Source organism: Parahaliea maris, from assembly GCF_008064665.1.
GTDB classification, from domain to species: Bacteria; Pseudomonadota; Gammaproteobacteria; order Pseudomonadales; family Halieaceae; genus Parahaliea; species Parahaliea maris.
Genome location: NZ_VRZA01000008.1, coordinates 175731 through 187994, shown reverse-complemented (window position 1 = coordinate 187994; position 12264 = coordinate 175731). Strand labels below are relative to the sequence as shown.

11 protein-coding genes are annotated in these 12264 nt (G+C 56.3%); 9 read left to right on the top strand and 2 right to left on the bottom strand.

Annotated features, from left to right (window positions below):
- Nucleotides 1–24 precede the first annotated feature (24 nt).
- The 9 genes from FV139_RS18770 to FV139_RS18730 all read left to right on the top strand — a co-directional run bounded on the left by FV139_RS18770 (nucleotide 25) and on the right by FV139_RS18730 (nucleotide 9617).
- Nucleotides 25–1176: an alpha/beta hydrolase family protein gene (locus tag FV139_RS18770; protein WP_148070020.1), complete on the top strand. Its 1152-nt coding sequence runs from the start codon at nucleotides 25–27 to the stop codon at nucleotides 1174–1176.
- A gap of 5 nt (nucleotides 1177–1181) precedes the next feature.
- On the top strand, nucleotides 1182–1592 hold the full coding sequence (locus tag FV139_RS18765; RefSeq protein ID WP_148070019.1) for a VOC family protein: 411 nt from the start codon (nucleotides 1182–1184) through the stop codon (nucleotides 1590–1592).
- Between the two features lie 163 nt (nucleotides 1593–1755).
- The gene (locus FV139_RS18760) at nucleotides 1756–2688 is read left to right on the top strand and encodes a VOC family protein (protein ID WP_148070018.1); all 933 of its coding nucleotides are present in this window, start codon (nucleotides 1756–1758) and stop codon (nucleotides 2686–2688) included.
- 26 nt (nucleotides 2689–2714) lie between these two features.
- Entirely contained in the window at nucleotides 2715–3071 is a 357-nt protein-coding gene (locus FV139_RS18755; protein ID WP_235898726.1) for a Rieske (2Fe-2S) protein, read from the top strand.
- A gap of 1 nt (nucleotide 3072) precedes the next feature.
- Nucleotides 3073–4200: an FAD-dependent oxidoreductase gene (locus FV139_RS18750; protein ID WP_148070016.1), complete on the top strand. Its 1128-nt coding sequence runs from the start codon at nucleotides 3073–3075 to the stop codon at nucleotides 4198–4200.
- A 195-nt stretch (nucleotides 4201–4395) separates the two neighbouring features.
- Complete coding sequence (locus FV139_RS18745; protein WP_148070015.1) at nucleotides 4396–5304, top strand: LysR family transcriptional regulator; 909 nt, start codon at nucleotides 4396–4398, stop codon at nucleotides 5302–5304.
- A gap of 149 nt (nucleotides 5305–5453) precedes the next feature.
- Entirely contained in the window at nucleotides 5454–6197 is a 744-nt protein-coding gene (locus FV139_RS18740; RefSeq protein ID WP_148070014.1) for an SDR family NAD(P)-dependent oxidoreductase, read from the top strand.
- Nucleotides 6198–6206: 9 nt separating this feature from the next.
- On the top strand, nucleotides 6207–7190 hold the full coding sequence (locus FV139_RS18735; protein WP_148070013.1) for a fumarylacetoacetate hydrolase family protein: 984 nt from the start codon (nucleotides 6207–6209) through the stop codon (nucleotides 7188–7190).
- Between the two features lie 153 nt (nucleotides 7191–7343).
- Complete coding sequence (locus FV139_RS18730) at nucleotides 7344–9617, top strand: TonB-dependent receptor (protein WP_148070012.1); 2274 nt, start codon at nucleotides 7344–7346, stop codon at nucleotides 9615–9617.
- 128 nt (nucleotides 9618–9745) lie between these two features.
- On the opposite strand, the gene FV139_RS18725 is transcribed toward FV139_RS18730, so the two are convergent.
- Nucleotides 9746–10786 carry a zinc-dependent alcohol dehydrogenase gene (locus tag FV139_RS18725; protein ID WP_148070011.1) on the bottom strand — a complete coding sequence of 347 codons (1041 nt, stop codon included), beginning with the start codon at nucleotides 10784–10786 and terminating at the stop codon, nucleotides 9746–9748.
- Nucleotides 10787–10836: 50 nt separating this feature from the next.
- On the bottom strand, nucleotides 10837–12111 hold the full coding sequence (locus FV139_RS18720) for an MFS transporter (protein WP_148070010.1): 1275 nt from the start codon (nucleotides 12109–12111) through the stop codon (nucleotides 10837–10839).
- Between the last annotated feature and the right edge of the window lie 153 nt (nucleotides 12112–12264).

Sequence of the window (12264 nt, the reverse complement as noted above, 5' to 3'; positions counted from 1 at the left end):
GCAGCGTCTGCCAAGGAGACAACGATGTTTGAGCCATTTCCCGGAAACTACGTGTGGAATCTGCAGGTGAACCTGGCGCTGGTCTGCGGTGGTAATCACGGTGAGATCGATGAGGCCTGCCGGCCAATCCAGGAGGCGTCCGCCAAGGGCGAGGACGCCGGGACCGCGCTGCTGTTCGACAGTTGGATCGCGGTGGCCAAACAGGTCGAAGCCAATGCGCGGGCGGATGAGGAGGCCGGTTATCTGTTGTCGGCCGGCACCAAATACGGGCGCGCCAGCGGCTACTACCTGTCTGCTGAACGCATGCAGTCCCGCGACTATGCGCCCCGTTGGGAGGCCTACGACAAGGGGCTGGAACTTTACCGCAAGCACGTGGAATTGCGCGGGCTGCATGTCGATTTCGTCGACATTCCCTATGAGGGGGGCAGCTACCCCGCGATTTTTGTTCACGACGGCAGCGGTATCAAGCGACCGGCGCTGGTGTCCTGTAACGGCCTCGACTCGATGAAAGAGCAGGTCAATATGGCGGGCCACGGCGAGTCAAATCTCGAACGCGGGATCTACACCCTGTTTGTCGACCAGCCCGGCACAGGCGAGGCCCTGCGCAAACGCGGACTCACCGCGGTCTACGACACCGAGCGCTGGGCGACACCGGCCTGGGAGTACCTGGCCTCCAGGGCTGACGTGGATGAGAAGCGCATTGGCATGTTTGGCCTGTCGCTGGGCGGCTATTACGCGCCACGCGCCGCGGCCAATGAACCGCGCTTCGCGCTGTGCGCGGTGATGGGCGCCAACCACGTCTGGGGCCAGCGGCAGCAGGAACGGTTGGCCAACGAGGGCGAGAATCCCGTGCCACACTACTGGGACCATGTCATGTGGGTGTGGGGCAAGGACAGCATGGAAGCGTTCATGGACTACATGCCCAATGTCACGCTGGACGGCCAGATCGAGAAGATGAAGATGCCGTTCCTGGTGACCCACGGCGAGGGTGACCGCCAGATTCCAGTGGCCAATGCCCATCGTTCCTACGAGCAAGCGGTGAACTGCAGCAAGCGTCATTTGCGCATTTTCACCAAGGCCGATTTTGAAATTGAACATTGCGGCGCCGACAATGGCACCGGCATGCGCGACTACATTGCCGACTGGTGTGCCGAAACCTTCGCCGCGATGGAGTAAGCCTGATGGCCCCCGAATTCCGTTTTCACCACGGCGGTGTCAATGTCCCCGATCTGGAACAGGCGATCGCCTGGTATCACGACATACTGGGATTCGACCTGGAACGCCGGTTTGAGATACCTCCGGCCCGGGCCCGGGTGGCGATGGTACGCAAGGGGGCGATGCGCTTCGAGATATTCCAGGTGGAGGACGCCAGACCACTGCCCGCGGAACGTCGCACGCCGATCACTGACCTGCAGACCCACGGTAACAAGCATGTCGCCTTCCAGGTGTCTGACCTCGAAACCTTTCTCCTTGAGGTGGAGTCCAGGGGAGCGGACATCGCCTTCGTGGTACGGGAGGGCTTCGGTCGCGGATGCTTCCTTCGTGACTGCGCAGGTAACCTGATTGAGTTTGTCGAGGAAACCCGTGACTGAGGGTTTGAGTGTGAAACCGGCGTCTGTTGCTGGCGCCGTGGAGCCATCAGCCTGTTGGATAGCCCGCATCGGCACAAACGATTTGTTCAGCCGGTGGCCCCTCACTAGACTCAGTGGCCACTGAGTACATCAATCACAGCACAACAAGAGGTGGTAACTGGCAATGAATATCCTCGGACCCGATGGCCTGGTATTTGGTGTCGACAATGTCGCTGCCTGCAACCAGTACCTGACAGACTATGGCTTGATTCCCCGGGACGTGTCGGCGCAGGGCGGGCGCTTCGAGGGCCTGGACGGCACCTATGTGGAAATTCGCCGCGCTGATGACCCCTCCCTCCCACCTGCGCTGCCCACCGGGAGCACCCTGCGCAAGACCATCTACGGCGTGGCTGACGCGGCTACCCTGGAGCAGATTGCCGAGGAACTGGGCAGGGATCGCGAGGTCAAGCGCCTGGACGACGGCTCTATTGAAACCCTGGATGACATGGGCTTCGCCCTGGGCTTTCAGGTGAGTATCCGCCGCCCCCTGGAAGCCGCTGACGAGATCGTCAATTGTCCCGGCGCCAGGCAGAACCGCGGGGTGAATGTCATCGGGGCCGCTGTCGATAAGGACATTGTGCCGGTGACACTGTCACATGTGGTGTACTTTGTCCCTGACCAGCACAAGGCCGAGGCCTTCTATGTGGAGCGACTGGGATTTCGCGTTGCCGATCGCTTTACCAACCTGGGGCCGTTTTTGCGCCCGGCGGGAACCCTGGACCATCACACATTGTTCATGGTGCATACGCCGCCCCACATGCAGGGGGTCGAACATTTCACCTTCCACATGGCCAATCCCAGCGACCTGCTGCAGGCGGGCAAGCGCTTCCAGGACAAGGGCTATGAGTCATTCTGGGGCCCCGGTCGTCACATTTTTGGCTCCAACTGGTTCTGGTACTTCAACAGCCCCATGGGCGTGCACGTTGAATACGACGCCGATATGGATTTGCACGACGATAGCTGGGAACCGCGGGCTTGTGAGTCCTCGGAGGATGCCTCCCAGATATTCAATTTCACCCTGGTAGACAACTGGATGCCGGGGGGAGATCCGCACTGACCAGCCCCGGAGGGAGTTTGGCGAGAGTGCACCTGTGTGCGCTGCGGGACATTCCGGACGGGCACAGCCGTGGGTTCGATCCCCGGGGTGGCGGTCGCGACTACCTGTTTGTCGTGCGCCGGGGTCGACAGATTTACGCCTGGCGCAATGCCTGCCCCCATCCCGGGTACGAAGGTGCATCGATGCCCTGGCGCAAACACGAGTACCTGGACAGTGAGCGAACGCACATTGTCTGTGCCGGTCACGGTGCCCTTTTTGATGTGGAAAGTGGCGAATGCACAATGGGTCCCTGTCGTGGACTGGGACTGAAAGCTTTGAACGTGCGACTGGAAGGTGACGAACAGTTGTACTGGTATCCCGACGCGGGAGTGGAGGAACAATAAAATGGCTTTGCCAGCACAACGCGTATTGATTATTGGTGGCGGCTTTTCCGGAATGTCCACGGCGATCCAGTTTCGCAAACTCGGTGTCGATGTGGAGATTGCCGAGATCGATCCGAACTGGCGCACTGACGGAGCGGGCATTACCGTCAGTGGCCCCTCGCTGCGAGCGCTGGGCGCAATCGGTGTTCTGCCGCAGTTCCGCGAGCAGGGAGCCATGACCCGCGGTGTGGAGCAGTACTCGGCAGACGGCACCCTGCTGCATCGCATCGAGACGCCCCAGGTGCCCGGGACGGATATCCTTGGCGGTGGCGGCATCATGCGGCCGGTACTGGCGAATATCCTCGCCGACGCGACCCGCGCGTCTGGTGCAGTGGTGCGCCTTGGCACCACTTTCAGCAAAATCGAGCAGGACGAGGACGCCGTTACGGTGGAGTTCACCGATGGCACCAGGCAGTCCTACGACCTGCTGGTCGCCGCCGACGGGGTTTACTCTTCGGTGCGCAAAGCCCTGTTTCCCGAAGCACCCACCCCTGCCTACTCGGGGCAGGGCGTGTGGCGGGCCGTCCTGCCCCGCTTTGGCGCGGAGACCTCCATGATGTTTTTTGGCAAGGACAGCAAGGTCGGCTTCACCCCGGTGTCAGATGATGAAATGTACCTCTACTACACCGAGCTGCGCCCGACCCGGGAACGCATTCCCGACGACCAGTTGCTGCCACACCTGCGCGGACTGCTGGACGAATACACGGCGCCGATACTGGTAAAGATCCGGGAATATCTCGACGAGAGTTGCCAGATTCTCTACCGGCCGCTGGAGGGCATGATGATGCCGCGCCCCTGGTACAAGGGGCGGGTGTTACTGATCGGCGACTGTGTACACGCTACTACCCCCCATATGGCCTCTGGCGCCGGAATGGGGCACGAGGATGCGGTAGTGCTGGGTGAGGAGTTCGCGCGCGGCGGTGCCCTGCCTGAGGTGCTCGAACGCTACCAGAACCGCCGCTGGGAACGCTGCCGTATGATCGTCGCCAATTCCAGCCGCCTGGGTGAAATCGAGATGACCGGGGGTTCGCGTGAAGAACACGGCCAGATCATGAGCCTGTCGATCGCGGCACTGCTGGCGCCGATTTAGCCGATTCCAAGCCGATTCGCGTTCCACCGCTTTCCAGATCGTTGCCAAACTGAGTACATTATTCGATCTCACAAGTCAGGTGGCACTGGTCACGGACGGCTTCTGAGCTGTCCTGCCAGCATATTGTCGTTATACTCCTGCTTATAACAATTCGTCGGACCCTGTGGCAGGTGCTGGCGATCGCAGGAGAGCATAATGCGACTGAACCGTCTCGACCTGAACCTACTTGTAGCACTGGATGCCTTGCTCAGCGAGCGCAGCATCACCCGCGCTGCCGAGCGCATTCACCTGAGCCAGCCCGCGACCAGCGGCGCACTGGCTCGATTACGCGAGTTCTTTGAGGACGACCTGCTGGTTCGTGTCGGTGCACAGATGGCGCCGACGCCGCTGGGGGAAAGCCTTGCGGCGCCGGTGCACAACATCCTCCTGCAGATTCAGGCCACGGTCGAACGCAAGCTTGATTTTGACGAGTCAGAATCCCGGCGGAAATTTCGCTTCCTGGTCAGTGATTACACCGCTACCACACTGATGGCTGATGTGATTCGCAGGGTGACAGAACTCGCCCCGGGACTGCGTTTCGAGTTCTTTGCGCCCACCAATAACCCCTGGGAAAAGCTGGAACAGGGGGATGTAGACTTCCTGATTATGCCAGAGCATGTTTTGTCTGGAGATCATCCCTCCCGTACGCTGTTCAATGAGGAATTTGTGTGTATCGGTTGGGAGGAGAACCCCTTGCTGAATGGCGAATTAACGGTAGAAAAGTTCCTGTCCGCTGGTCACGTCACCGTGAGGTTCGGCTCACAGCGCGCCCAGAGCCAGGACCAGATTTACCTGAGCGAACGTCAGGGGCTGGAACTGCGGGAGGAGATCGTGGCCTCGACCTTCAGCGCCATTCCCCAATATCTCAGCGGCACCATGCGGATCGCCACTGTGTATAAGCAGTTGGCGGAGCAGTGGGTCAATTACCTGCCGCTGAAAATGGTGCCGGTACCCCTGAAGATGCCGAGTATTCCCTGGGGCATCCAGTGGCACAAATTTCGCGACCTGGACCCCGGAATACAGTGGTTGAGCGAGCAGATTGTACAGGTTGCCCGCGAGCGTTAAGCAGCGTCCCGTCTGGTACTCTTTGGGGGCTGAACGCATCACTATCCGGGAAACCGATAGCTGTAATTCGTATAAACGAGTTCTTGCCCTGTCCCTGCCTTTATAAACTGGTGCGCGTATGACCACTCGTGCACGAAGGAGGCAGGATAATGTCCGGCAGTCACACTGGACGCGTTGCCGTTATTACCGGTGCTGCCGGTGGCCTCGGGCGCGAATTCTCCCTGGCGCTTGCGGCCAGGGGCTGCGACATCGCGATCGCGGATATTGCTGATGCGACGGCGGTAGCCGCCGACATTGAAGCGCTAGGTCGCCGTACGTTTGTCCAGCGCTGTGATCTTTCTGATGCAGCGCAGATTAAACTGTTTGTCGAAGGTGTACTGGAAAGCTTTGGCCGCTGCGACATCCTGGTCAACAATGCCGCCTATATGCCCGTTACGCCCTTTGCGGAGCTGACTCTCGAACAGTTTCGGCGTTTTGAGGCGATCAATGTCGAAGCCTCCTTCCTGCTCGCCAAATTGCTCACGCCGGGTATGTCCGAGCGGGGATACGGCCGCATCGTGCAAATCGCCTCCAGTACTACAGGAACGCCAATGCCCGGCTTCCTGGCCTACGTTACTACGAAGATGGCCGGAATCGGCCTGACCCGTGCATTGGCAGCGGAATTCGGTGGAGACGGCATCCTGGTAAATGCCCTGTCCCCGGGCCTGACGCGGACTGTGGAGTCGGAAAAAAACCTGCCCACCGAACTCTTCGACTCTGTACGGGACCTGCAACTCATCAAGCGCACCGAGGAGCCCGCCGATCTGGTGGGTGCCCTGCTGTTTCTAACCTCCGAGCATTGCGGCTTCGTCACTGGGCAGACGATCAACTGCGATGGCGGTGTACGGTTCTAGGAGATATCCATGAAACTTGCCACCCTTAATAACGGCACACGGGACGGCCGTCTGCTAATAGTCTCCAGGGATTTATCGAAAGCAGTCTATGCGAGTACCGTAGTCGACACCATGATCGAAGCGCTCGAAAACTGGGAGTCGGTGGAAGAGCCCCTGCGGAACCGCTATGAACATCTCAATGCAGGTAACCTTAAGGATGCCTTCGCATTTGACCCTGCCAGGGTGATGTCTCCATTGCCAAGATGCTACCAGTTTGTTGACGCTTCAGCCTTCCTTAACCATGGCGATATCATGGAGAAGGCCTTTGACCTCGACGTCAAGAAAGACAAGGGCATACCGATTCTGGTCCAGCGACAGAGTGATGACTTTCTTGGTCCCCGTGATGACTACCCGTTCCCTGATGAAGAGGATAACTGCGATTTTGAAGGGGAGTTTGCAGTAATTCTTGATGACGTTCCGATGGGGGTTTCACCCGAGGATGCGGAGAAGCATATTAAACTGATCACGATTATGAACGACGTGAGCATGCGGACTCACCTGTTTCGTGAATTGAGTATGGGGTTTGGTTTTATTAACGCCAAACCGGCCACTGTGTTTGCTCCCGTTGCCGTAACTCTGGACGAACTTGGCGATGCGTGGCGTCATGGTCGAATTCACCTTGATATGCGCGTCAAACGCAATGACGAGTGGTTCGGTAATCCCAACGGCGGAGAAATGGATTTCAGCTTTGGCCAGATAATAAGTCATCTGGGCTATAACCGAAATCTTCGTGCAGGAGCGATTGTCGGTTCCGGCACGGTTTCCAATCAGAATTGCAAAGAGGTCGGTTCCGCATGCCTGGCCGAGCGCAGGGCCCTGGATAAAATCGAGTACGGGGAATTCCGCACGGATTTCATTAAATTTGGCGAGACACTGGAATTCGACGTTCTGGATTCTGGCGGCCAGTCTGTATTCGGTGCCATCAAGCATAGGTTTGTAGATTCGCACAAATGACTCAATAGGAATCCGGCCAGTTTGACTCAGCGGCCTCGACCAGTTCTCGCGAATTGCGTCTCAGCCACGGCCGTACAGGAGTGATGCCAAAAGGCGTTTTAAGTGATCAGTTTTCAAAAGCAAAACCCATAATATTAATACGGGAGAGACACAATGAAGTTCACCTGGAAATCGTCAAGAGAACACCAAATACCGTTCGCAGCGACTGCGATTGCGGCGCTGGTTTCAACCAGTGCGTATGCACAAGTTGATGACGGCCGACTGGTATTGGAGGAAATTATCGTCACAGCGCAGAAGCGCGAACAGACCCTGCAGAATACGCCCCTGTCTGTTTCCGCGATTCTTGGTCAGGATATCATAAAGGACGCCAAAAGCTCGCTAGCCGATGTGCTCAAGGACTTCAATTCGATAGAGGTTCAGGGCTTGGCACAGGGAGCCCAGATTTACATCAGAGGCGTCGGCTCGTCGATCGACCCGATGTTCGCTGACCCGGCCGTTGCCCTTATGGTGGATGGGGTTTATAACGGGCGTACCGAAGCAGTCAGCGCTGGTGCGTTCGATGTCGCAAGGGTAGAGGCGCTGCGAGGACCACAGGGTACGCTGTATGGTCGCAACGCCTCCGGTGGTGTTGTCAATGTCATCACAAACAACCCAACACTCGACGAAATAACCGGGTTTATCTCGGGGACAATCGGGAACTATGACCTGCGTCGGGCCGAAGGCGCAATTAACATACCACTCGGAGAAACCGTCGCCGTTCGTTTTGCCGGCGTTACGGAGGACAGGGATGGGTACATTGATGATGGTGGTAACGATTCGGATTTTTGGGGCCTTCGTGCCAAGTTGCTTTTCGAACCGAATGATAACTTCAATGTAATTGCCAAAGCCGATGTGTTCGATCAGGGGGGCACAGGGCAGAATACGGTGCCTGTGCCCGGTTCCGCCGGAAACCTGGCATTCCCCCCGCCGTTCTTTATTGAAAATTTCGATCCCACGATGATCCCGCCCTTTGGTCCACCCGGATTCCCGGTGTTCAGGTTCCCGGACGGATGGGAGCAGCGAGACAATGGCGATGCCTGGTCCAACAACCGAGAGCATCTACCAGGATTTATTGAGCGGCGATCAGAGTCCTACAGCGCAGAGATTAATGTCGGTCTGGATTTTGCAACGCTTACGGTTCTGCCTTCGTATACGAAGATCGAGAATCGGCTAGTGAGCAACTATCTGTTTGGATCAATCGTACCGTTTGCTGGTCCAACTTACGATATATCGACATATGGCGATCAGCTTGCCGAGGTCGAGTACACGTCCTTGGAGCTGCGATTGAGTTCGGAAAGTGACGGGCCCTGGCAGTACGTGGCGGGTTTGTACTGGTTGGAGTCAGACCAGGGCGACGGGGAATTGCCTGTTGACACGTTTACCTCGAGTGGTGATCTGCTGTCTTTGAACAATACCTTCCAGCCGTCCGAGACCATCGCTGCCTTCGGTCAGCTAACCTATTCGGTGACGGAGCTGTTTCGGTTGACGGCTGGATTGCGCCTGAGTCGTGACGATACCGCTCAGGACTACGAATACCTGCTCACCTCTCCTGGCGGAACTGCAAGCGATTCCTTTGCTTTCGATGATAGCCAGGACAGCAGTCAGTACAAACTGGGATTGGAGTACGACCTCGGGGAAAATACGCTGTTTTACGCTCACGTGGCTACCGGATTTAAACAGGGGGGGATATCTCCCACGTTCCCGCCTACCTCGTTCGATCCAGAGGATTTGATAGCCTATGAAGTCGGTCTGAAAAGCCAGTTCTGGGACTATCGGGCTCAGGTCAATGTGGCGGCTTTCCGCTACGACTATGACAACTATCAGTTTTCAGTATTTGAAACGCAGCCTGCAGGAGACCTGGGGGCAAGTGCGGATTTTGTCGTAATCAAGAACGCCGATGATACCACTCTGAACGGATTGGAACTTGAATCGCGGTTTGCCCTCTGGGAGGGTGGCGATCTGAGCCTGTCTTTGGCTTATCTGGATGCCGAATATGGGTCGGCTATATTGCCTAACAGCCCTTTCGCGAATCAGGGGGATTTCGATCTCGGTGGCCGTCCCATTCAAAACGCACCGGAATTTTCCGGCAGCCTGGGTATTTCACAAACCTTCGAAGTGTTTGGCGGGGACCTGCGTTTCGCATTGAATACGCATTATTCCGATGGATACTATGTTTCGCCTGAGCAGTATCTACCCGGCGCCTACCAGGAGGACTATACCAGAACCGACTTTTCAATTCGCTTCGATTCACCGGACAACTCTTGGTACGCCAGTGCGTTCCTGAAGAATATCGAGGACGACGATCAGACCACTTACGTCTATCCTGTTTACCGCCGGTTTGTCTCCGATCCGCGTACTTACGGATTGGTACTGGGCTATAACTTCTAGGGCACCATCGCTAACAGGCTTCGTCGATCAGTTCTACGGCTGGTGTTTCCAGGTTATAAGTGGACGCCGCCGTATGACTGATCGACGAATAGTACCCGCTAAAGGGGGAACTATGGTTACGGCTGGCATCAAGTCCAGTCGATAACGCCGCCCAGTAATCGTGGGTCCCTTTTCCATACCAGGTCGTAGGCTTCGGGAATTCGGTCTACTGAAAAGCGGTGACTAATCAAGGGGTCCAGGTTGAGGCGTTTTAACTTGAGCAAGTTAAGAAATGTGCGGATGTCTTCTTCACTGGTCCAGACATCGGAGGATTGATAAGTGCGAGATCCCGCCATCATGGAAGGTGGCCAGGTGCCAGTGATTTCAAGGTCGGAGCGATGCAAGGCAAACGGTTTGGAATTGACGTAGCCACCAATAAGCGAAGCACCTTTCATCATCAGCGTTTCCGCAAGGCCGGGGGAGGTTGCTTCCTTGGTGGTCGACATCATCACCAGTCGGCCGCGTTCAGAAATCAGTCCCGCGGCCTCCTCGAGTGGTGAGCGCAGTCCGGTGGCCTCAATAACGACAGGAATGCCGCCCAGATCGAGAGCAGCCTGCGTAAGCGAATCGCTTTCCCTGGCCGTATTGATGATCACATCGGCGCCCAGCGCCCGTGACAGCGACAGGCGCTCATCGTCGATATCAGTAACAATGACTGGCAGGGCGCCAGCAAGTTTGGCCAGCATTGCGGCAATTGTGCCCACCAGACCCTGCCCCATAACCACAACAGGTTCTCCAAGCTGAATGCCTGAACGGCGCACGCCATACAGGGCTGTGTGGGCGAGGTTAAAGAAGGACGCCTGTTCCAGCGAAACGCCAGACGGTACGGCAGTGAGGTTGCGAGGGTCCATGAGTTGCAACTCGGAATGACTGGCCGTGGATACCACATGGTCACCCACCAAGAAATCCGTCACCCGTGAACCGACAGCCTCTACCCGTGCCGTCAGGCTGTAACCCATGACCTGGGGTAGAGGCAGAATACTGCCAGCCATCAAAGCGCGCTCGGTGCCTGGACTCAAGGAACTCTTTAGAGCTCTCAGCAAAACCTGATCCGGACCGGGTTCTGAAACTTCGTTCTCAACCAGTACGACTTTTCCTGGTGTGGAAACCAGTGCGTTTACGGACTTCATCTCAGTCTGTTATCCATTTGTAGCGGTGTGCCTGGAATTGAGTGCGATACTTATATGTAATCCCGGTCTTCCTCATTAGCGTCACGAATATTACGCATGCTGAGAATGGTGAACAGCGAAATTACCAGCAGACCCATGAGGATATAGTAAGCTTCTGTCAGTTTTCCTGCATTATTAAAAGCGCCCATGAAGGTGAGGGCAAATGCCATCGGAATAGCCTGGATCGTCATGATCCACTTGTTAGCTTCCATGTAGTGGTGTCGGCCGTATACGTAGGATGTAATGCAGGGGTGCATGGTAGGCAAGCCTCCGACCATGCATGCAACGCCGAACGCCCAAACAGCCATCAGTGCTGTATTCCCGCCGACGGGCATGATAGCCAGCGGAACTACGGCAAAGAAAAACAATACATTCAACAATAAAGACGCCTTGATAGAACCGAGTCTGTCATCTATCCAGCCCAACACATAACTCATGGGGATACCGGCGCCGGCGCCCAGCGCGAGCCACTTGAGTGCATCACTGACAAACAGATTGGGCACATTCTCCGCCGAACTGAGGCTGATATAACGGACAGCCATATAGGACATCATCGAAACGATGACAAACTGCAGAATGCCGTAGGAAATGATCAATTGCCAGGCCCGTACTTCGCTCAGCAACTGCCTGACACTGATCGGCTTCGCTGACTCGTGTTCCTCGGAGTACGGATGGTGGTCGGATCCGTCAGGATTGAGCCCCAGTTGTTCCGGCGTATCCTTCATGCCAATTGCGGTCAGTAAAGCCAGAACGAGTAGTGCACCGGCGATAACAATATAGACTCCCAGACCTATGGACCCGACCATAGACGTCATGGCGGCAATGCCGAGAATTGAGAAAAATGGACCGCCCGCAGTAATAACACCCATAACCCGGCCACGGTACCTGATAAACCAGTTGGCACAGAGCATAAACGCGCCCAGTTGGAGAGGGACGACCAGGGCGCGAACCAGGAAGATACTGGCGGCGTATATCGGATAGCTGTCACCCGCAAGTGCAATCCCCATACACCCCAGGGCCATGACACAGAGACTGGGCACCAATATGGCTTTGACCCCGTACTTTACCAATGCCGCCCCAACGATGAGGTAGAGTAGTATGGTAACGATCGAAGCCGCGGTGACCGGATTGGTGATTTTGAGATCGTTCCAGCCAAAATTCTCCTGCAAATAGGGAGTAAGGACGTTCAAGTGGTCAACCTGAAGGCCGGCATAGAAAAACATGAAAAATACACCCAAAACCATGAAAAGCATGGCATGGATCGCGAAATTCTTATTCTTGAACATGACTTGACCTCATTGACCTGGAAAAACGTATTTTGGCGGCAAACGGTGATCAATAATCCGTTCGCCCTGAATTAGCCTGATTTATGTACGGGTGGTCTCATGTTCACTGTCAAAAATGGAGGAAATTTGCATTCGGCAAGATTTGTATAATAC